20 protein-coding genes are annotated in these 19,201 nt (G+C 63.6%); 12 read left to right on the top strand and 8 right to left on the bottom strand.

What is annotated here, in order from left to right; translation table 11 throughout:
- Nucleotides 1-73: 73 nt before the first annotated feature.
- The 7 genes from NK8_RS20785 to NK8_RS20755 form a co-directional block, all read right to left on the bottom strand.
- Nucleotides 74-946 carry a triphosphoribosyl-dephospho-CoA synthase gene (locus tag NK8_RS20785; RefSeq protein ID WP_213229399.1) on the bottom strand — a complete coding sequence of 291 codons (873 nt, stop codon included), beginning with the start codon at nt 944-946 and terminating at the stop codon, nt 74-76.
- Nucleotides 933-1,862 carry a RimK family alpha-L-glutamate ligase gene (locus NK8_RS20780; RefSeq protein WP_213229397.1) on the bottom strand — a complete coding sequence of 310 codons (930 nt, stop codon included), beginning with the start codon at nt 1,860-1,862 and terminating at the stop codon, nt 933-935. The genes NK8_RS20785 and NK8_RS20780 overlap by 14 nt, the downstream gene beginning before the upstream one ends.
- Nucleotides 1,859-2,863 carry a methenyltetrahydromethanopterin cyclohydrolase gene (mch, locus tag NK8_RS20775; RefSeq protein ID WP_162067889.1) on the bottom strand — a complete coding sequence of 335 codons (1,005 nt, stop codon included), beginning with the start codon at nt 2,861-2,863 and terminating at the stop codon, nt 1,859-1,861. Before mch ends, NK8_RS20780 begins: the two co-directional genes overlap by 4 nt.
- The gene (locus tag NK8_RS20770) at nt 2,860-4,035 is read right to left on the bottom strand and encodes an ATP-grasp domain-containing protein (RefSeq protein ID WP_213229395.1); all 1,176 of its coding nucleotides are present in this window, start codon (nt 4,033-4,035) and stop codon (nt 2,860-2,862) included. The genes mch and NK8_RS20770 overlap by 4 nt, the downstream gene beginning before the upstream one ends.
- Nucleotides 4,032-4,961, bottom strand: a complete 930-nt coding sequence (locus NK8_RS20765; protein WP_213229393.1) for an NAD(P)-dependent methylenetetrahydromethanopterin dehydrogenase — start codon at nt 4,959-4,961, stop codon at nt 4,032-4,034. The genes NK8_RS20770 and NK8_RS20765 overlap by 4 nt, the downstream gene beginning before the upstream one ends.
- Nucleotides 4,962-5,040: 79 nt before the next feature.
- Nucleotides 5,041-6,084 carry a beta-ribofuranosylaminobenzene 5'-phosphate synthase family protein gene (locus tag NK8_RS20760; RefSeq protein WP_213229391.1) on the bottom strand — a complete coding sequence of 348 codons (1,044 nt, stop codon included), beginning with the start codon at nt 6,082-6,084 and terminating at the stop codon, nt 5,041-5,043.
- Between the two features lie 752 nt (nt 6,085-6,836).
- Nucleotides 6,837-7,211 (bottom strand): 4a-hydroxytetrahydrobiopterin dehydratase, encoded by a 375-nt coding sequence (locus tag NK8_RS20755; RefSeq protein ID WP_061180215.1) that lies wholly within the window; start codon nt 7,209-7,211, stop codon nt 6,837-6,839.
- Nucleotides 7,212-7,247: 36 nt separating this feature from the next.
- Here NK8_RS20755 and NK8_RS20750 point away from each other — a divergent pair, with 36 nt between their 5' ends.
- From NK8_RS20750 to NK8_RS20695, 12 genes are all read left to right on the top strand, one after another.
- Nucleotides 7,248-7,502 carry a hypothetical protein gene (locus tag NK8_RS20750; protein WP_213229389.1) on the top strand — a complete coding sequence of 85 codons (255 nt, stop codon included), beginning with the start codon at nt 7,248-7,250 and terminating at the stop codon, nt 7,500-7,502.
- Between the two features lie 69 nt (nt 7,503-7,571).
- Complete coding sequence (locus NK8_RS20745) at nt 7,572-9,383, top strand: methanol/ethanol family PQQ-dependent dehydrogenase (RefSeq protein ID WP_213229387.1); 1,812 nt, start codon at nt 7,572-7,574, stop codon at nt 9,381-9,383.
- A gap of 107 nt (nt 9,384-9,490) precedes the next feature.
- Nucleotides 9,491-9,910 carry a c-type cytochrome gene (locus NK8_RS20740; protein WP_162067883.1) on the top strand — a complete coding sequence of 140 codons (420 nt, stop codon included), beginning with the start codon at nt 9,491-9,493 and terminating at the stop codon, nt 9,908-9,910.
- A gap of 59 nt (nt 9,911-9,969) precedes the next feature.
- The gene (locus NK8_RS20735; protein ID WP_061180218.1) at nt 9,970-10,881 is read left to right on the top strand and encodes a substrate-binding domain-containing protein; all 912 of its coding nucleotides are present in this window, start codon (nt 9,970-9,972) and stop codon (nt 10,879-10,881) included.
- Nucleotides 10,882-10,922: 41 nt separating this feature from the next.
- A complete protein-coding gene (locus tag NK8_RS20730; RefSeq protein WP_225936293.1) occupies nt 10,923-11,633 on the top strand; it encodes a hypothetical protein in 711 nt (236 codons plus the stop codon).
- A 677-nt stretch (nt 11,634-12,310) separates the two neighbouring features.
- Complete coding sequence (locus NK8_RS20725; RefSeq protein WP_213229383.1) at nt 12,311-13,285, top strand: LysR family transcriptional regulator; 975 nt, start codon at nt 12,311-12,313, stop codon at nt 13,283-13,285.
- A complete protein-coding gene (locus NK8_RS20720; protein ID WP_213229381.1) occupies nt 13,282-14,202 on the top strand; it encodes a quinoprotein relay system zinc metallohydrolase 2 in 921 nt (306 codons plus the stop codon). The genes NK8_RS20725 and NK8_RS20720 overlap by 4 nt, the downstream gene beginning before the upstream one ends.
- Before the next feature lie 25 nt (nt 14,203-14,227).
- A complete protein-coding gene (locus tag NK8_RS20715) occupies nt 14,228-15,094 on the top strand; it encodes a quinoprotein dehydrogenase-associated SoxYZ-like carrier (protein ID WP_213229379.1) in 867 nt (288 codons plus the stop codon).
- Nucleotides 15,091-16,023: an MBL fold metallo-hydrolase gene (locus tag NK8_RS20710; protein WP_213229377.1), complete on the top strand. Its 933-nt coding sequence runs from the start codon at nt 15,091-15,093 to the stop codon at nt 16,021-16,023. The genes NK8_RS20715 and NK8_RS20710 overlap by 4 nt, the downstream gene beginning before the upstream one ends.
- A 53-nt stretch (nt 16,024-16,076) precedes the next feature.
- The gene (locus NK8_RS20705; protein WP_213229375.1) at nt 16,077-16,385 is read left to right on the top strand and encodes an EthD family reductase; all 309 of its coding nucleotides are present in this window, start codon (nt 16,077-16,079) and stop codon (nt 16,383-16,385) included.
- Nucleotides 16,386-16,573: 188 nt separating this feature from the next.
- On the top strand, nt 16,574-17,188 hold the full coding sequence (locus NK8_RS20700) for a TetR/AcrR family transcriptional regulator (RefSeq protein WP_213229373.1): 615 nt from the start codon (nt 16,574-16,576) through the stop codon (nt 17,186-17,188).
- A gap of 68 nt (nt 17,189-17,256) precedes the next feature.
- Nucleotides 17,257-18,480 carry a YbfB/YjiJ family MFS transporter gene (locus NK8_RS20695; RefSeq protein ID WP_213229371.1) on the top strand — a complete coding sequence of 408 codons (1,224 nt, stop codon included), beginning with the start codon at nt 17,257-17,259 and terminating at the stop codon, nt 18,478-18,480.
- Here NK8_RS20695 and NK8_RS20690 read toward each other — a convergent pair.
- On the bottom strand, nt 18,477-19,199 hold the full coding sequence (locus tag NK8_RS20690) for a Pr6Pr family membrane protein (protein ID WP_213229369.1): 723 nt from the start codon (nt 19,197-19,199) through the stop codon (nt 18,477-18,479). The genes NK8_RS20695 and NK8_RS20690 overlap by 4 nt on opposite strands.
- Nucleotides 19,200-19,201 lie beyond the last annotated feature (2 nt).

The raw sequence follows: 19,201 nt of genomic DNA, 5'->3' as shown, positions 1-19,201 counted from the left end.
TTTCCGATGCGACCGCTCAACCGCGAACTTCCTAACATGTTCCGTGCCAATTTTTTGTTCGCGCGGGCAGACTTCATGCATTCATCGATGAAGTCATCAGCGCAACGAAGAGCGTCGCCACCGCGAGGTCCGCGCTCGTGCCCGGATTGATGCCGCGCGCCTTCAATCCGGCATCCCACGCATCGAGCGCGGCAGATGCCGCAGGACGTCCCGCCGCGCGCCAGTTCGCGCGATGCATCGCCGCATCGCGCGTGACACTTTGCGCCACCGCCGCGCCTTGCTTGCGCACTATGTGCGAGTCCGGCCACGTGGCGAGGAAGCCCAGGAACGCATCGAGCATCGCGCGATGCTCCGTTTCCGGACCGATCGCGCCGGCCGCGTCGAGGCCCGTGCCGAAGATATCGGCGAAACCGTTCTCGTATTGACGCGCGATGCTGTCGCGATCCGCCGCGAGCGCCATCGCCGCGCGCAAGCTGACGGTCGGCGGCGCGTGCACCGGTTGCTCGGGCGCGTCGCCCAGGCCGCCCGGATTGGCGAGCGCGATCGCGCGATAGGCGAGCCGCGCATCGTCGATATCGAGCTCGGCGAGCACGCGTTGCGTCGCCGCATGCCAGCGTCGTGCATCGACCGGTTCGCTCGCATCGAAGCTTTCGAGCGCGGCGCACAAGGGCGCGGCGAGCAGCACGATGCCGAGATTCGTGTTGCAGCCGACCGCATCGAACGTGCGGCGCACGGCGTCGAGAATGCGCGCGCCCACGCGTGCGCCCGGCGTGAAGAGGCCCGCCGCCGCCGTGCCCGCGCTCGCGATGAATTGCGCCGACGTCATGCCGTGCCCCGCGCTTGCGATGCTCACGTTGCCCGGCTTCATGGTTTCGACATCGAGCCGGCACGCGCGCAGGAATGCCGTGCGGGCGCGTTCGGCACGAGGCGCGTCAAACGCGTTCATCGCCGCTGGCGAGCGCGAGCGCGCCCTTCGATGCGCGACACTTGCGATCGAGCAGATCGTCGACGAGCAGCGCCGCGATATCGAGCGTCGTCACGGATTGCAGCCCGCGCCACGCCGCAACGCCGTTCACTTCGAGCACCACGGGCCGCCCGCCTTCCGCCGCGATCAGATCGACGCCCGCGTAGTCGAGCCCGAGCGCCGCCGTCGCGCGCACGGCGATGTCCGCGAGCGCGGGCGACGGTTGCGCCGGCTCGCAGCGTGCGCCGCGCGCGAAGTTGTGAATCCAGTCCTCGCCGCCGACGCGCTTCATCGCCGCCACCGCCTGGCCGCCGATCACGAGCACGCGCCAGTCGAAGCCGGGTTCGCCCGCATCGACGAAACGCTGCAGATACGCGACCTGACTAAAGGCTTCGAGCGGCGGCAGGCTCACGCCGGGCTTCATCAGGCCCTTGCCCTGCGAGCCGAAAAGCGGCTTCATGACGACTTGCCGGCCCGCCGCCGCCTCGCGCATCAGCACGCGCCGCGCATGCGCAGGCGACTCGCCCGCCCATGTGGCGGGCGTCGGCACGCCGTAGCGGTTGAGCAGAAAGCTCGTCATCGACTTGTCGACGCTGCGCTCGATCGCGCGCGCATCGTTATAGACGGGCACGCCGGATTCGCGCAGCGCGTGCAATATGCCGAGCCGCAACGTGACCTGCTCGAACGTGCCGCCCGCGATGCCGCGCACGAACGCCGCGTCGGGCAGCGTGTGGCCGAAGCCGGGAATCGCGAGGCCGTGTGGCTTCCATGTCGTGTCGATGCGGCATGCGGCGAGATCGACGCAACGCGCTTCCACGTCGCGCGCGCGGAACGCTTTTTTAAGGCGGCCGGTGTGCCAGCCGGTTTCATCGGTCATGATCGCGACGCGAAAGCTCATGACGCGTCTCCGAGCCATTGCGCATCGAGCAGCGGCTTGTCGACCCTGCCGCCGTGATACGTCGCGCCGCTTTCGAGGCTCGACACCCACACCTCGGCGGGCGCGAAGAGCGCGGGGTCGATCTGATAGAAGTCGTAGTTGAACGACGTGAAAATATCGGCGAACGGACGCCCGTAATCGCGCGCGTTCGACGAAGGCAGTTCGGCCGCGAGGCGTTTCGCGACCGCGTCGCTTTTGACCGTCAGATGCACGCGACCGCCGTAGAGAATCGCGTCGTTGGTGCGGCCCATCGCCTGGATGCCGTCGGGCGCGGGTGGCGGCAAGGGCGCGCTGCCGCTGCCTTCGACGATCTCGCCCAGATCGACGCCCAGCACGTGCGTCTTGTGCAGCGCAACTTCCACGACGCGCGCCACGACCTGCACCGTTCCCGCGACAGAGTGCGTCGGCGTCACGGCGATCACGAGGTTCTGCGCTTCGAGGCCGCAGTCCTTGAGCACCTTGTCGATGACGACTTGCGGCGGCAGCCGATCCACTTCCATCACGAGCGCGCCGCGCTCATGCCGGTCGCGATAACCGAGTTCGTCGAACAGCGGCTCCTTGCATGCGAGCGCGCGCGCCGGGCCCGAGCCGAGCGAAAAGAACTTCTTGCCGCCCGTCTGTTCCTTGGTCGCCGAAAGGCTCCAGCCCGCGTACTGGCTCGCGAGGCAGGCGAGCACCGGATTGCTCGTATGCACTTCGATGAAGCCCGGCCAGAGCGGCGCGTCATCGAACGCGACGCGCCGCGCGACGCGCCCGAGCCCGCCCATGCAGATGCGCGCGATCAGGATGCCCGCGTCGGCGCTGCCCTTTGCGTTCACGCCCGCATCGACGATCACGGTGCCGCCGTCCGTGCGCGTGACATCGACGTGAAGGCGCGCGGCATCGTCGATGAGACGCGCGACGAGCCGCTCGCTCGATGCGTTGACGCTCAGTGCGGCGTCCGCCTGAAAAGTTGAAGTCATGGTCTCGACAGGGTTTCGATGCGTTGCAGAAGGCGCGCATGCTCGCGGTCCAGCGCGCAGCGCAAATCGTCGAACGCCGGCGCGGACACGGTCATCGTGCAAACGGGCTGACCCGCTTCGATACGCGCGCCGACGAGCGGAATGTCGTGACACGCGGGGTCGTCGAAGCATGCATCGCTGAACGCGCGAGACGCGGTGAAGCCTTCATATGCGAATACCACGCGCTGTCCGGCGTGGAGCGGCGGCGTGCGCGCGAGCATGTCGGGCGTGTGCGGCAGTTCGCCATGCAGACACGCATCCAGATGCGCGCCGACCAGCCCGCGCGGCCACGCGTCGGGCCATGCGGCTTCGTAGAGCGCCATCGTCGAGGACGGACGTGTGTTGATTTCGAGCACGCAGAAGGTGTCGCCATCGAGCAGGAAGTCGATGCTGTTCAAGCCCGTCAGATCCGTCTGCCAGACGATCCTGTCGATCGCCTCGACGATGCGCGCCGCGACGTGCGGCGGCAACCGCACCGGCCCGAGCGAGCCCGCGTGCACGAAAGGCAGGCGTCCCGCCTCGACCGTCAATTGCTCCGCGAAGCCGATCACCGCCGCCTCGCGATGCGCGGCGAGGAACAAGGCGGACATCGAGCGGCCTTGCGCGAGCCGCTGAAAGTATGCGCAGGCGGGCGCGTGCTCGACATCCGCAGCCCATTCGATATGCGTGCCGCCGCAGCCATCCGAGCGCTTCATGAGCCAGTTATCGCGCGACTCGGGCATCGCGTATCGCACTTCCGGATGCGCGATGTGCGCCTCGTCGAGCAGCGCGAAGAAACGCCGCGGATCGCGCACCGCCGCCGCCTGAGCACCGTTGCCGATGAAGCGCGGCACGCCCGGCGCGCGAGACAGTTCGCCCGCGAGCGATTCGAGCCCGCTCGTCACGATGAGGCCGAGCATGCGCGGCAGGCGCGCCGCGTGTTCGAGCGCATCGAAAAGACGCGTCCGATCGATCGACAGCCCATTGCCACCGATATCGAACCACATGCCCGCGTGTTCGCGCGTGTCGCGGTCGCCGAAGATATCGAGCGCGACGACGTTCAGCCCCGCGCGCGCGGCCGATTGCGCGACGAGCCGCGCGGACAGGCCCGCCACCGCGATGCGCGGCGCGCGCGAGACGTCGGCTGACATCATGAACTCTGTCCCGCGACGATCGCGCGGGCTTCGTCGAACGCTTCGGGAAAGCCGAGATAGACTGGCTTGCCGCCGGTGCGCATGCGCAGAAAGAGCCGGTGCTCGGCCTGATACTTCACGTTGCCGATGGCGAGCGCGCCAATGCCGACCGCGTCGGCGCGCGCCGCGCCCGCGAGCGGCTTGCCGTCGTCCATCACGTTGACGCCGGCGATGCCTTCGGGCGGCACGGCGTTGACATCGGCGGCGATCAGGAGGTTCTTCGCATGCGCGAGATCGGAGGACGTCATCACCTGTACGCCAGCGACCGCCGTCGCGAACACCACTTCGGCGCGCGCGAGTTCGCGATGAAGCTGATCGGGCGAGCCGGTCGCGACACCCGAAGTCGCGATATCGAAACGGCGATTGATCTCGTCGCTCACCTGCGTCGCGCGCGAATGGCTCGAATGGCTCGCGACGGCCACATCCGCGCCGAGCGATGCGGCCATCGCCGCCGCCACGCGTCCGACCGCGCCCGTGCCGCCGAGTATCAGCACGCGCTTGCCGCCGAGATCGACGGAATGCGCGGTTTTCAGATGCTTTTCCGCGAGTGCGACGAGCGCGGCGGCGGTCGTGTACGCGCCGCTCGGATCGGTGAAGACGGAGACTTCGAAGGGCGGGACCATCGCGTTGCGGGCGCGTTCGAGCATGTCGGCGGCGAGCATCACATCGCGTCCGCCGATGAAGATGCCCGTGCGCGACACGCCCTTCGGACCGCGCGAGAAGATTGCGTCCTGCGTGAGTTGCACGACGCTGTCCTCGTCGACGTTGCAGTAGGGCACGAGGATCTGATAGCCGGCGTCGGCGGCCATGTTCACATCGAACGGGCTCATTTGCGGCGTGCTGGTGAACATGTGCAGAACGTAGGGTCTTTCGGTGGCTTCGGGCATGGCGATGGACTCGTTGTGCGTTGATGTCGCGTTGATGTCGCTTTGAACTCGTTAGCTGCTGTCGATGCGTCGTGCGTGTTCAGGCCGCGTTCGCGCCGTGATGCCGTCGATCCGCCGCGCGCCAGGTCGCGCCGCGATTGCGGCCCGCGGCGACCGTGAACGTGAGCGATGCGCCCGGCGAGACGCGCTGCGCGGTCGCGAGGGCGCGCTCGGCGTCCTGCGCGCTCGCGACGAACGCGAAGCCGACCGGACCCCACGAAGTCTGTCCGATGCCCGCTTTCTGCTCGGCGGCGACGGCTTCGAGCGCGCGCGCGACGGCGGGACTCGCGAACACGCCGCCTTGCACGGGCGCGAAGTATTCGCCGATGGTGTGCTGAAGGTCGCAGATGGCGTCGGCGAAGATGTCGAAGTCGGCCTCCGCGACGGCGGGCAGGATCCGCATGAGCACGAGATGGCTCAGATGCGCGGCGAGCATGGCGGGGAAGGGCGCGAGCGAGGCGAGGCCGCGCTTTTCTGCGTCGCCGTGCAGGCCTTCGCGCGAGGTGTCGTCGATGAGCAGCACGCGCCAGGCTTCGGGAAACGGCTGGCGCGCGATGAGCGGCGGCAGCGTCGTCCTCGACGGGTTGCGTGCATCGCGCCCGCCGTCGACGATCAGTCCGCCGTGATCGAAGGCATGTATGCCGATGCCGGAGCGCGCGCCGCGTGCGAGGGTTCTTGCGATATCCGCGGTGCTCACTGTATGACCGCGCGCGCGGGCGAACGCGGTGCCGAGGGCGAGGGCCAGTTGGGTGCCGGAGCCCAGGCCCGTGTGCGCGCGCGGGGTATCGTGTACTTCGATGTCGATTGCAGGGCCCTTGCCTAGCGCGGCTTCCAGTTGCTTCAGGTGCTGTTCTATGCGGTCGCGTTGGGTATCGCTGGCGGCGCCTTCGATGAGCGCCTCGCGGCGCGATGCGGGAGCCTGCCGGGCGATGATGCGCGTGCCGTGCGCGTCGATGGCGAGGCCTACGCTGCCGAAGGCGCGGCCCAGCGAGCCGTTTGGATCGATGAAGCCGAGATGCAGGCGCGCAGGGGATTCGACTGTGATCGCCGGGGGCGGGGATAAGCGTCCGGGGGTGGGCGGCATCGAAGTGGGCTTCCTGTTTTTGTGGCGGATTTTTTGGGGCCTTGGGGTTAGGCAAATCCTGTACCAGGAGGCTTTTGCTTTTGCTTGGGTTGTCGCCGGATCCCGTTGGCGTGTCGGTCTATTAGCGTTGCCCCTGTGCGGGGCGGCAGTCACTTTCTTTGCTGCTGCAAAGAAAGTAACCAAAGAAAGCAGCTCGAGACGCCCGCGGTCACACGCAATTTGAGTGTTCTTCTCGTCGATCGTGGCGTCTGTAGCGAGTGCCCTCGTAGGCCTGACCGGGCTTGGACCGCGCACGGTCTGACAAGCTAGTACCCAAAGGACGCTGGTTCAGCACGAAAGAGTTCCGGCACGGCGCTACGCGCTGCCGAAGGGTATGCAAGGGAAACCGACGAGAAAAGAGAAACGCAGAAACACACGCAGACCCGATTGACCCATCGGCCGCGAAGCGGGCCGGAGCCATTTCGTGCTGAACCAGCCACGCGAGCGGTGCGATGTGTCAGACCGTGCGCGGTCCAAGCCCGATTAGGCCTACGAGGGCACTCGCTACAGACGCCACGAAGGAGGAGAAGGCTACCCAAATTGCGTGTGACCGCGGGCGTCTCAAGCTGCTTTCTTTGGTTACTTTCTTTGCAGCAGCAAAGAAAGTGACTGCCGCCCCGCACAGGGGCAGTACTAATAGACCGACGCGAATACGGGATCCGGCGACAACACCATCAACGAACACCCTCAACCAACACCCTCAACCAAAACCCCTAGTCATACTTGATATACCGAAACCGTTGATCATCGGAAGGCGTGCCATCGAGCGGCCCATCCTCCTTCCCGGGTTGCCACTGAATAACGTCTTCGATCTTCGAAGCCAAGGCAAAGTCCTTATCCGTAATCCCCTTAGCCGAATGCGTCTTGAGTTTGACGACAACAAACGCATAGGAAACGGTGAGATCGGGATGATGCCAGGCCGCTTCGGCCAGATGCCCCACGGTATTGACGACCATGAGCGTGCCTTTCCAGCTTTCGGTTTTGAACTTGCGCCTGAGCCACCCATCCTCCAGATACCAATGCTCGAGCGCGCCCGTCAGACGCTGCTGGATTTCCTCGTCGGAATAGACCTTTTCGGCTTGAGCCATGGCGAAGCCTCCAAATAGAAAAGAACAAAACCAAGTATGCGCCAAAGAAAACATGCTGCATCGCGTCATGTCACGCGATCCGTTCCGGTGTTCCATCCCGCTCACTCTTTCGCGTATTTGACACAGTATGTGTCGCCACCCGACAAAGACCTGCCCGCATACGACACCATGCCCCGCCAAATTCCCGATTTGAAGCGAGCGAATGAAACCGGCATGGAATATGCAATTGGCCTCTCTACGCAAAAGTCCGGCTATGTACTGGACGAAGCGCAACTCGTTACCTGCATTTGAAGGCGCGCACGATGCAACCCGGTAGCGTGGTCATCCCTGGGTCGGAGGCATCACCATTCTGGAGGAGACATGAACTTACGCACCCTGGTTCTTGGACTGGCGGTGGCAGCGACGGCAAGCCTGAATTCTTTTGTCGCTCAGGCCGACTCGCAGCTCGACAGCCTGATCAAGAATCCCTCGAACTGGGCGGCGCAAGCGGGCGATTACTCGAATCACCGCTATAGCACGCTCAAGCAAATCAATGAAAACAACGTCGGCAAGCTACAGGTTGCCTGGACCATGTCGACAGGTGTGCTGCGCGGCCATGAAGGCTCGCCGCTCGTCATCGGCGACACGATGTATATCCACTCGCCGTTTCCCAACAAGGTCATCGCCATCAACCTGAAGGATCAGACCTTCATCTGGCAATACCAGCCAAAGCAGGACAATCAGGTCATCTCGGTGATGTGCTGCGATACGGTCAACCGTGGTCTCGCGTATGGCGACGGCAAGATCTTCCTCCAGCAAGCCGATACGAAGCTCGTCGCGCTCGACGCCAAAACCGGCGACGTCGTCTGGACCGCGCAGAACGGCGATCCGAAGAAGGGCGAAACCAACACCAACGCGCCGCACGTTTTCGGCGACAAGGTGCTGACCGGCATCTCCGGCGGTGAGTTCGGCGTGCGCGGACGGATCATCGCGTACAACATCAAGGACGGCAAGGAAGTCTGGAAGGCCTACAGCACCGGTCCCGACAACGAAATGCTGATGGACCCGCAAAGCACGATGACCTGGACCGACGGCAAGATGGCGCCTGTCGGTGCGGACTCGTCGCTCAAGAGCTGGCAGGGCGATCAGTGGAAGTACGGCGGCGGCACCACGTGGGGATGGTACGCATGGGACCCGAAGCTCAACCTTGTGTACTACGGCTCGGGCAATCCGGGCACGTGGAACCCGACGCAACGTCCGGGTGACAACAAGTGGTCGATGACGATCTTCGCGCGTGATCTCAACACGGGCAAGGCGAAGTGGGTCTATCAGATGACGCCTCACGACGAGTGGGACTATGACGGCGTCAACGAGATGATCCTCTCGGACCTGAACATCGGCGGCAAGAAGGTGCCCGCGATCGTTCACTTCGACCGCAACGGCTTCGGCTACACGCTGAATCGCGAATCGGGCGAACTGCTCGTGGCGCAGAAGTACGACCCGGCGGTGAACTGGGCCGATAGCGTCGATCTGAAGAGCGGCCTGCCGATTCGCAATGCGAGCTACTCGACGCAGAAGGCCGGTCCCGATCACAACGTCAAGAACATCTGCCCCGCGGCGCTCGGCTCGAAGGATCAGCAGCCGGCCGCCTTCGATCCGGGTTCGAGCCTGTTCCTCGTGCCGACGAATCATGTCTGCATGGACTACGAGCCGTTCCAGGTCGATTACGTGTCGGGTCAGCCGTTCGTCGGCGCGACGCTTTCGATGTATCCGGGTCCGAACGAAAAGGGTGCGATGGGTAACTTCATCGCGTGGGATGCCGCGAAGGGCAAGATCGTGTGGTCCAAGCCGGAGAAGTTCTCGGTGTGGTCCGGCGCGCTCGCAACGGCCGGCGGCGTGGTGTTCTACGGCACGCTCGAAGGCTACATCAAGGCAGTACGCATCAAGGACGGCAAGGAGCTGTGGAAGTTCAAGACGCCGTCCGGGATCATCGGCAACGTGTTCACGTATCAGTATCAGGGCAAGCAGTATGTCGGCGTGTACTCGGGCATCGGCGGCTGGGCCGGCATCGGCATGGCGGCGGGCCTCGAGAAGTCGACGGAAGGTCTCGGCGCGGTGGGCGGCTACAAGGAGCTCGCGAAGTACACGGCGCTGGGCGGCACGCTCTTCGTGTTCGCGATTCCCGGCGGCTGATGTTCTCTGGTTGATGAGTGCTGGTTGATAGAAGGATTGCGCGGCGGCTGCAACGGCCGCCGCGCGGAAACACCCCATATACAAGACATGTTCAAGGAGTCAGACGTATGAAAGGCGGATCACTCTTGCTGCTGTCGATGACGCTGGTTGCGTCGTCCGCTTCGTTCGCCCAGACGCCTCCGGGCCCGGGACAGATGAAGCCGGTCGCGTATAAGGTCGTCGATGGCAACAAGGTAGACAGCGACACGCTGCAAGGCTGGAAAACATGGCGTGCACTTGCGTGCGAACGCTGTCACGGGGCGAAGCAGGAAGGGATGGTCGGCCCGTCGCTGATCGATGCTTTCAAGACGCTGGACAAGAACGAATTCCATCGCACGGTATTCGGCGGTCGCGTGGACAAGGGCATGCCCGATTTCAGCGCGAGCCAGATGATGCAGAAGAACTGGGAGAACCTCTACGCGTATCTCAAGGGGCGCTCCGATGGCAAGATCAACCCCGGCGACCTGCAGGCAATCGATGCAAAATAAGGATGTCGCGCGCATGATGTGCCGACGTCCGATGATTGCTCTCATACCCGGAGGTGTCGATGTCTGATCGTAATGCGAGCCGCGCCGCTTCGTTCCGATTCATGGCCGTGCTATGCGCGGCATTCGCGACGTTCTCGGCGCAACAGGCTTTCGCGCAAGGGGCGGGCGGCCCGCCGCCCAATCTGCCCAACAACGATGGCGCGGACGGCGTGCTGCGCGTGTGCGCCGATCCGAACAACATGCCGCTCTCGAACCAGAAGGGCGAAGGTTACGAGAACAAGATCGCGAGCCAGATGGCGAGCGATTTCGGCTACAAGCTCGAATACACGTTCTGGCCGCAGCGCATGGGTTTCGTGCGCAATACGCTGCGCGACAAGGTGCCGCAAAGCGAGCGCTTCAAGTGCGATCTGATCATCGGCGTGCCGAAAGGTTATGAGCTGACCGCGACGACGCGTCCGTATCTGCATTCCACCTACGCGATGGTGTTTCCGAACAAACCCGAATACGCGAGCATCAAAACGCCTTCGGATCTGATGAATCTGCCGCCCGAGCAACTGAAGAAAATGAAGCTCGGCATCTTCGTGAAGAGTCCGGCGACGGACTGGCTGCTCAGTCATGACCTGATTCAGCAGGCTGTGTCCTATCAAGGGCAGAGCGGCGATCCCGAGGCTTTCCCTGGCGAGATCATCGAACGCGATATGGCGAAGGGCGATGTCGATGCGGCCTTCCTATGGGGGCCGATCGCGGGTTATTTCGCCAATCGCTCAGATAACAAGGTGCGCCTCGTGGCGTTCCCGGCGGGTCAGCCGATCCGTTTCGACTACGAGATTTCGATGGGCGTGCGTTACGGCGAAAAGGCGTGGCGTGACAAGGTCGATAACTGGATTGCGTCGAATCAGCCGAAGATCGATCAGATTCTTTCGAGCTATCAGGTTCCTTTGCTGCCGTTGCAGCCGGTTGCCGCGCAATGAGGGGCGCTCTTTGCGGGTGCGCCCTTGCGTGCGCTACGTTGATGGCGTCGGTGGGTGTCAGGGCTGCGGATGCGTTGGCTTCTTCGGCGTCCGCGCCGGGGGCACAGATTGCACCGGCTGAGCGATTGCTTTTCATGCAGGCGCATATGAATGGCGTCGAACCGCAGACGGAACTCGATTATGCGGTGGATTATTCAGGGCCGCCCTCGAAGATCAATGATACGTTGCGTGTTCTCGTGGTGAGCCCGGGGAATAGCAAGAACGACGCGCGCGTGACGGATCGCACGGGAAGCGTCAATGTGCCGGGCGGGCTGCCGTGCAATCCGGCAATCATCTATTTTCTCGAGCACGACATCACGGAGATGGAGCAGCTGACGGGCGGTCAGCGGCGCTATTTTCAGCAGCGGGTGAGGATGGCACTGGCGGCCGGGCCTGAGATTACTTCGGTATCGAGCGAGTCGCTTGGGCTTGGCAAGCATGCCAAGGCTCAGCAGATCGTTATTCAGCCTTATTTGAACGATCCTAATTCGGAGCGGTTCGCGAAGTATACGGGTAAGCGTTATACGTTCGTCATGGCGGATGATGTGCCGGGGCGGCTGCTCATGATTCGCACCGAAGTGCCAGGGGACGGGAATGATTTTGCTCATCCTTTGCAGAAGGAAACGATTGCTTATCAAGGGGTTCTGAAGAATATGAATTCTCCTGGGGGGGCGCCGGTTAAGCCGGCGAATGCGCCTAGGGCTAGTCGGTGAAGTTGGGGTTTTTTGGGTTTGGTTTTCGCCGGATCCCGTTTTCGCGTCGGTTTATTAGCGTTGCCCCTGTGCGGGGCGGCAGTTACTTTCTTTGCTGCTGCAAAGAAAGTAACCAAAGAAAGCAGCTCGAAACGCCCGCGGTCACACGCAATTTGGGTGTTCTTCTCGTCGATCGTGGCGTCAGTAGCGAGTGCCCTCGTAGGCCTAACCGGGCTTGGACCGCGCACGGTCTGACAAGCTAGTACCCAAGGGACGCTGGTCCAGCACGAAACAGTTCCGGCACAGCGCTACGCGCTGCCGTTGGGTATGCAAGGGAAACCAACGAGAACGTAGGAACGCAGAAGCACACGCAGACCCGATGTACCCATCGGCCGCGTAGCGGGCCGGAGCCATTTCGTGCTGAACCAGCTACGCACGCGGCGCGATGTGTCAGACCGTGCGCGGTCCAAGCCCGATTAGGCCTACGAGGGCACTCGCTACTGCCGTGCCAAGACCGATCGCCTGTGCCGGGGCCGGCATGAAGTACTTTGGATGGGGAAAGCTGCTTTCTTTGGTTACTTTCTTTGCAGCAGCAAAGAAAGTGACCCCCGCCCCGGGGAGGGGCAGTGCCAATAGACCGTTAAGAATTCAGGATTCCATAGAAGCCCACGCAAACAACCCCATTCCCCGGCCCCCCCGTGAACTTCATCCGTTCCCTAACCCTCCGCCAGCTACAAATCTTCGTAATAGCAACCCGCTGCCCAAGCTTCGCCCGCGCCGCGGAAGAACTCCACCTGACCCAACCCGCGGTATCGATGCAAATCCGCCAACTGGAAGAAGCAATCGGCCTCCCGCTATTCGAACGCGTAGCACGCCGTCTCTCGCTGACGGAAGCCGGCGAAAGGCTCTCACACCACGCAAGCCGCATCCTCGGCGAGATAAAGGACGCCGAAGACGCGATGATGTCGCTCACGCAAGCCGACAGCGGTTCGGTCGCGGTCAGCATCGTAAGCTCGGCGACCTACTTCGCCCCCAAGCTCCTCGCGCTCTATCGTCAGCAGTATCCAAAAGTCGATATCCATTTCTCCGTCGGCAACCGCGAAACGTTGCTGCGTTTGCTGCAGGACAATGCCACCGATCTCGCCATCATGGGCCGCCCGCCGCCCGAACTCGGCACCACCGCCGAACCGCTCGCCTATCATCCGCATGTGATCGTCGCGCCGCTAGCGCATCCCTTGCGTCAGGCGAAGGCCTTCGATCTGCAGGAACTCGCGAACGATACGTTCCTCCTGCGCGAGCCGGGATCGGGCACGCGCGCTGTCGCGGAACACGTCTTCCGGCAGAACCTCTTCGTGCCCGCGCGCAGCGTCACGCTCGGCAGCAACGAAACCATCAAGCAGGCGGTGATGGCCGGCATGGGCGTGAGCCTCATTTCCCTGCACACGCTTTCGCTCGAACTGCGCACAGGCGAGATCGCCGTGCTCGACGTGAACGGAACACCGGTCGAGCGAACCTGGCAACTCGTGCATTCACGCTCGAAACAGCTCTCGCCGACCTGTCTCGCATTTCGCCGCTTCCTGCTGGAGAATGCCGAGCCGTTTCTTGAACGCGAATATGCGCAGTTCGGATTGCGCAGACCAAAGCGGCTCGCCGACGCCGGCAACGTCCGATGAGCTTTCGCACCGTTGCACTCTTCTTACTGTTTGCGTGCGCCACGATCGCGCGTGGCGAGACTGCGCTGCCGATCACCCAGATCGCGCCGGGAAACTACGCGCATCGCGGCCACGACGACGTCGCCACGCCCGAGAACGGCGGCGATATCGCGAACGTGGGCTTCGTCGTCGGCACGCGTTGCGTCGCGGTGATCGACACGGGCGGCACGCTCGCCGAGGGACGCGCGTTGCGCGCCGCCATACGCGCGGTCACATCGTTGCCGGTCTGCTATGTGATCAACACGCACGTGCATCCGGACCACATCTTCGGCAACGCCGCATTCAGGGACGATCATCCGCAATTCGTCGGCAGCGCGACGCTCGCGCAAGCGGAAGCCACCCGAGCGGACAACTATATGCGCGCGCTGAATCGCGAATTGGGCGCCGCCGCGGCAGGCAGCGAGATCGTCCCGCCGACGATGACGATCGACGGCTCCGGCACGCTCGATCTCGGCGGACGCACGCTAACGCTGCGCACATGGAAAACCGCGCATACCAACAACGATTTGACGGTATACGATGAGAAGAGCGGCACCTTGTGGACGGGCGATCTTCTGTTCGTGCGCTGCATTCCTGTCGTCGACGGCAGCGTGGTCGGCTGGCTCGACGATATCGCGCGCATTCGCCAGATGAATCCGCGTCACGTCGTGCCCGGACACGGTCCGCTCGATCCGCCGTGGCCGCAATCGCTCGATGCCGAAGAGCGTTATCTCGCGGATCTGGCGCGCGATGTGCGCGCAGCCATCAAGCGCGGCGAAACGATTCGGCAGGCCGTTGACAGCATCGGCCTCGACGAGAAGGATAAATGGCTCCTCTTCGATATGTACCACCGTCGCAATGTGACGGCCGCCTATGCGGAACTCGAGTGGGAGCAGTAGTGCAGCGCAGCATTGGAGGGACATCATGAAGACAGCATGGTCCGGCACTCGCGCGATGACGATCGCGAGCCTCGCCGTCGCGGCGCTCGCGCCCTACGCCGCGCAGGCGGCCCAGCCCGACGACGATCCCGACAAGGTGGCGCGCTGGCTCGATTTCAAGGACGGCGCATTCAAGGGCCGCACGATCGACTCGCACGGCGATGCGGTCATCAAGCTCGACGCACCCGCGCGCGCCGCCGACGCCTCCGTCGTGCCGATCGCGATCAACGCGCAGTTCCCGCAGACGCCCGCGCATTACATCAAGAAGATTTATCTCTTCATCGACGAGAATCCCGAACCGTACGCGGGCTCGTTCGAGTTCACGCCGGAATCGGGACTGGCGACGATCGAAACGCGCGTGCGCGTGGAGGACTACACATTCATGCGCGCGATCGCGGAGACGAACGACGGCAAGCTCTATAGCGCGGTGCGTTTCGTGAAGGCATCCGGCGGCTGTTCCGCGCCCGCCGACAAGGACGACGACGTCGCTGAGCGCGCGGCGGGACAAGTCAGGCTCCAGCCCGAGGGACAGGTCGTAGCAGGAAAGCCCGGCGTCGCGCAATTGATGGTGCGCCATCCGAACCGCACCGGCATGGCGATGAACCAGATCACGCGCAACTATGCGACGGCGTACTTCATCCGCAAAGTCTCCGTCACGTATGCGGACAAGCCCGTGATGACCGCGAACGTCAATTTCTCGATCAGCGAGAACCCGAACTTCCGCTTCTATTTCGTGCCGGGCGCGAGCGGCGAGTTGAAGGCGCATATCGAGGACACGAAGAACAAGAAGTGGGACGGCGCGGTAGCGGTGAACGCGCAGCCGGGCAATGCGCAAACATCGGCGATGAAATGACGGCGCGTGGCTTGCGCGCGTTCGTCTTCACGCTGCTGATCGCGGCTGGCACGCTCGCCCACGCGGCGATGAGCGGCATGCCCGCGCCCGTCGCGATCGCACCGGGCGTGTACGCGTTCATCGGCGACAACGATGCCGTCGCGCCGAAGAATCATGGCATCGTCGCGAACAATGGCTTTATCGTCGGGCCGGATGGCGTGACGGTGATCGACACGGGGTCGTCGTACCGCTACGGACGCGCGATGATCGAAGCGATCCGCAAGGTCACGCCGTTGCCGGTGAAGCTCGTGATCATCACGCATCAGGCGCCCGAGTTCGTGTTCGGCGCGGCCGCCTTCCGCGACGACGACGTACCGATTCTCGCGCACGCGCGCGCCGCGCAACTGATTCGCGAGCGCTGCGCGATCTGCCTCGCGAATTTGCGCAAGACGCTGGGCGAAGACGAGATGGCCGGCTCGCGCGTGACCGTGCCCGACAAAACCGTCGATGGCACGACAGAAATTGAAAGCGGCGGGCGCAAGCTGCAACTGCTGCACTTCGGGCCTGCGAGCACGCCGGGCGATCTCGCCGTGCTCGATACGCAATCCGGCGTGCTGTTCGCCGGTGGTCTCGTCTCGAACGGACGCATACCGGAACTGCGCAACGAGCAGATTCCCGGCTGGCTCGCCGCGCTGGAAAACCTGCGTGCGCTCGATCTGAAGACGGTCGTGCCGGGCTTCGGCGCGCCCGTGGACGGCGACGACATCATGCAGACGGGCGTGTATCTGCGCGAACTCGATCAAAACGTAAAGCGCGCGTACAAGAGCGGCGTCGGCCTCACCGAGGCGATGCATACGGTCCAAGTGCCCGCATTCGCCAACTACAAGCTCTATGCGATCGCGCAGCCGCAGAACGTGCAGCGCATCTATCTGCAACTGGAAAAGCCGTAGCGCGTTGATGCAGTGATCCTTCTCACGCCGTAAAACCACCAGGAGACAAGACGATGGCCCAGCTCGTAGCGCTGTACAAGAACCCGTCCGACACGAAGGCATTCGACGATTACTACGCCTCGACTCATGCGCCGCTCGCGAAGACGCTGCCGGGTCTGCGGCGCTATGAGATCAGCACGGGTCCGGTGGCGACGGCGTCGGGAGATTCGCCTTATCACCTCGTCGCGCTGCTGCAATTCGATTCGCTCGAAGCGATCCAGACGGCGCTCGGCTCGCCCGAAGGTCAGAAAACCGCCGCCGATCTCGCCAATTTCGCGCAAGCCGGCGTCGAGTTGCTGATGTTCGACACGAAAGAAGCCTGACATCTCCACGCCTTCGAGGATGCGCGCGCATCCTCGAAGCGCCTCGCATTTCCTCAGTACATTTCCCCCGCAGGACAAGACCCGCATCGCCGAATGGAGATGCCGCATGGTTTTGTATCTATCGATATATAATCGGTTCTGTATCGAGCGATATAAAACATCGGCCACTCATTCGATGGAGCAGGATCATGGCGCGACCGCGCAATTTCGACGAAGACAGCGTGCTGGACGCCGTCGCCGACGCGTTCTGGACGCACGGCTACGACGGCACCTCCACGCGCGACCTCGTGCAGTACACGGGTCTTACGCAACCGAGCCTGTATAACGCTTTCGGCGACAAGCGCGCGCTGTTTCTGCGTGCGCTCGATCACTATCTGGATCACACCTTGCGCGAGCGCATTCAACGGCTCGAATCGTCGATGACACCGGGCCGTGCGATCGCCGCCTTCTTTCGCGAGATCGTCGAGCGCTCGGTGTCGGACGAGCATCGGCGTGGCTGCATGCTGGTGAACGCGGCGCTCGGCGCATCGCCGGAAGACGAGGCGTTCCGGGAACGCATTGCAGCGGAGATGGCGTTGCTGCGCGCGTTCTTCGAGCGGTGCATGAAGGCCGGCATCAAGAGCGGCGATATCGAGCGCGTGGTGCCCGCCGAGGCCGCCGCGACGAATCTGCTCGCGGTGCTGCTCGGCCTGCGCGTGCTGGCGCGCGTCGATCCGAAGCCTGCGTTGCTGAGCGGCGCCGTCGCGCCGACGCTGGCGATGCTGAAGTTGCCGCCGCTCGGTCTGAACGCCGGCAAGCGCTGAACCTCCATACCTTTTTTGTCACGTCGTCCGGCCGCATGCACACGCATCCGGCCGCGGGAGCCTTCATCATGTCGGATCAAACCGTATCGGCCGCACACGCCGGTCAGCACGCTTCACTCGACGCCCGCGCGCTGTTCGCGATGCTCGCTGGATTTTGCGCGAGCCTTGTTGCGATCGGCCTTGCGCGCTTCGCTTACACGCCGCTCATTCCGCCGCTCATCGAGGCGCACTGGTTCACGTCATCGCAGGCGGTGACGCTCGGCGCGGCGAACTTCGCGGGTTATTTCGCGGGCGCGCTGTTCGGCCGCGCGATCGCCCATGCGCTCACGAACCGCCACGCGCTGCGTCTTCTGATGGCGGTCGCGACGGCGGCCTTCTTTGCCTGCGCATTTCCGCTCTCGATAGCGTGGTTCTTCGCGTGGCGGTTCCTGTCGGGTCTGTCCGGAGGCGCGACCATGGTGCTCGTCGCGACGACGATCCTGCCGCACATTCCGCCGGCCCGGCGAGGCTTCGCGAGCGGGATGATCTTCATCGGCCTGGGCTTCGGCATTGCGGCATCGGGCACGCTGATTCCAAAGCTGCTGCATTACGGTCTGCACGATACGTGGATGGGTCTCGGCGTGTTCTCGCTCGCGCTCACGGCGATCGCGTGGTTCGGCTGGCCGGCGTCCAATCCGCCCGCCATCGCCGCGCAGGACGCGGCCCCGCGTCTCAATGCACACGATGGCGCGCGCTTGCGTCTTCTGTATGCGCAATATGCGGCGAACGCGCTGGGCCTCGTGCCCGTGATGATTCTGCTCGTCGATTGCATCGCGCGTGGTTATGGCCGTGGCGCCGATGTGGGCGCGCGTTACTGGGTTATGTATGGCGTCGCGGCGATTTTCGGGCCGCTTATTTGCGGAAGCGTGGGCGATCGCATCGGCTTCGGCATGGCTTATCGTTTTTCGTTGTTATTGCAGGCGTTGTCGGCGGCGTTGCTGGCGTTGTCGGCGAATCCTTATGCGATCGGTGTCGCGACCATCGCGCTCGGCGTTTCGACGCCGGGTATCGTGCCGCTTGCGCTCGGGCGTGTGCATGAGTTGCTGCCGCACGATCACGCGGGGCAGCGTGCGGCATGGAGCCGGGCGACATCGGCGTTTGCGTTATGCCAGGCGATGGCGGGCTATGGCTATTCGTTCCTGTTCTCGCACACGCACGACAACTACGCGTTGATTTTCGCGTGTGGGGCGAGTGCGCTTGCGATCGCGTTCATCGCCGATCTCGTCGTGAACCGCAAGCGGGTGACCGGCTAGTCGCCGGATTCGGCGTCCGAATCAGCCACACTCAAATCCTCGCGCCGATGATTGATCACGAGGAAGACGCACATCAGCACGACGAACGCGACGACGAGCATCGTCGCGTTGAAGAGCACGCGCTCATAACCCAGTTCCGCGACGTTGATGAACGGATAGGGATAGAAATCGGACAGTCTTCCGCGCCATAGCGTCACGCAAAGATAAGACAGCGGATAGACGAGCCATAGCGCGCATCGTCGCAACGACAGATGAAAGCGCGGCACGAAGAAGAACCAGTACAAGGCCGCGAGCGCGGGCACCACGGTGTGCAGCGATTCGTTGACGAGCGCGCGATACCCCGACGGCGTCCACAGATAACGCAGCAACGCGTTGTACGCGATCCCGACGAACACGATATACACGACCACCGCCGTCACGACGGTCGGCTGGCGAAAAAACCGCGCGAATGGAAACCGCGCGCGCGTCGCGACACACGTAAAGCAGAACGCAGTCAGCAGCACGGTCAGATTCGTCAGATAGCTGGTCATACGCGCCACGCCCTCGAATACGGTGAAGCCGCGATTGACGAGGCGCGCGATGGTGATGTCCGTCTGCGCGGCGAACGCGAGCCACGCGATCATCGCGATGGCGGCCGCGAGCGCGAGCGACGCGGTGCTTGGCGTGTGAAGCGGCAACTCGGGCGCTTGCCGGGAATCGGTGGAAGGCAATTTCGACATGG

Source organism: Caballeronia sp. NK8 (genome assembly GCF_018408855.1).
Classification (GTDB): domain Bacteria; phylum Pseudomonadota; class Gammaproteobacteria; order Burkholderiales; family Burkholderiaceae; genus Caballeronia.
The sequence above is the reverse complement of the archived record's forward strand: the minus strand, read 5'-3'. Positions and strand labels throughout refer to the sequence as shown.

What these genes read in the sequence shown, in the direction of transcription:
- NK8_RS20785 (WP_213229399.1), bottom strand. Translation starts at nt 946, where the DNA reads ATGAACGCGTTTGACGCGCCTCGTGCCGAACGCGCCCGCACGGCATTC.
- NK8_RS20780 (WP_213229397.1), bottom strand. Translation starts at nt 1,862, where the DNA reads ATGAGCTTTCGCGTCGCGATCATGACCGATGAAACCGGCTGGCACACC.
- mch (WP_162067889.1), bottom strand. Translation starts at nt 2,863, where the DNA reads ATGACTTCAACTTTTCAGGCGGACGCCGCACTGAGCGTCAACGCATCG.
- NK8_RS20770 (WP_213229395.1), bottom strand. Translation starts at nt 4,035, where the DNA reads ATGATGTCAGCCGACGTCTCGCGCGCGCCGCGCATCGCGGTGGCGGGC.
- NK8_RS20765 (WP_213229393.1), bottom strand. Translation starts at nt 4,961, where the DNA reads ATGCCCGAAGCCACCGAAAGACCCTACGTTCTGCACATGTTCACCAGC.
- NK8_RS20760 (WP_213229391.1), bottom strand. Translation starts at nt 6,084, where the DNA reads ATGCCGCCCACCCCCGGACGCTTATCCCCGCCCCCGGCGATCACAGTC.
- NK8_RS20755 (WP_061180215.1), bottom strand. Translation starts at nt 7,211, where the DNA reads ATGGCTCAAGCCGAAAAGGTCTATTCCGACGAGGAAATCCAGCAGCGT.
- NK8_RS20750 (WP_213229389.1), top strand. Translation starts at nt 7,248, where the DNA reads ATGCGCCAAAGAAAACATGCTGCATCGCGTCATGTCACGCGATCCGTT.
- NK8_RS20745 (WP_213229387.1), top strand. Translation starts at nt 7,572, where the DNA reads ATGAACTTACGCACCCTGGTTCTTGGACTGGCGGTGGCAGCGACGGCA.
- NK8_RS20740 (WP_162067883.1), top strand. Translation starts at nt 9,491, where the DNA reads ATGAAAGGCGGATCACTCTTGCTGCTGTCGATGACGCTGGTTGCGTCG.
- NK8_RS20735 (WP_061180218.1), top strand. Translation starts at nt 9,970, where the DNA reads ATGTCTGATCGTAATGCGAGCCGCGCCGCTTCGTTCCGATTCATGGCC.
- NK8_RS20730 (WP_225936293.1), top strand. Translation starts at nt 10,923, where the DNA reads ATGGCGTCGGTGGGTGTCAGGGCTGCGGATGCGTTGGCTTCTTCGGCG.
- NK8_RS20720 (WP_213229381.1), top strand. Translation starts at nt 13,282, where the DNA reads ATGAGCTTTCGCACCGTTGCACTCTTCTTACTGTTTGCGTGCGCCACG.
- NK8_RS20715 (WP_213229379.1), top strand. Translation starts at nt 14,228, where the DNA reads ATGAAGACAGCATGGTCCGGCACTCGCGCGATGACGATCGCGAGCCTC.
- NK8_RS20710 (WP_213229377.1), top strand. Translation starts at nt 15,091, where the DNA reads ATGACGGCGCGTGGCTTGCGCGCGTTCGTCTTCACGCTGCTGATCGCG.
- NK8_RS20705 (WP_213229375.1), top strand. Translation starts at nt 16,077, where the DNA reads ATGGCCCAGCTCGTAGCGCTGTACAAGAACCCGTCCGACACGAAGGCA.
- NK8_RS20700 (WP_213229373.1), top strand. Translation starts at nt 16,574, where the DNA reads ATGGCGCGACCGCGCAATTTCGACGAAGACAGCGTGCTGGACGCCGTC.
- NK8_RS20695 (WP_213229371.1), top strand. Translation starts at nt 17,257, where the DNA reads ATGTCGGATCAAACCGTATCGGCCGCACACGCCGGTCAGCACGCTTCA.
- NK8_RS20690 (WP_213229369.1), bottom strand. Translation starts at nt 19,199, where the DNA reads ATGTCGAAATTGCCTTCCACCGATTCCCGGCAAGCGCCCGAGTTGCCG.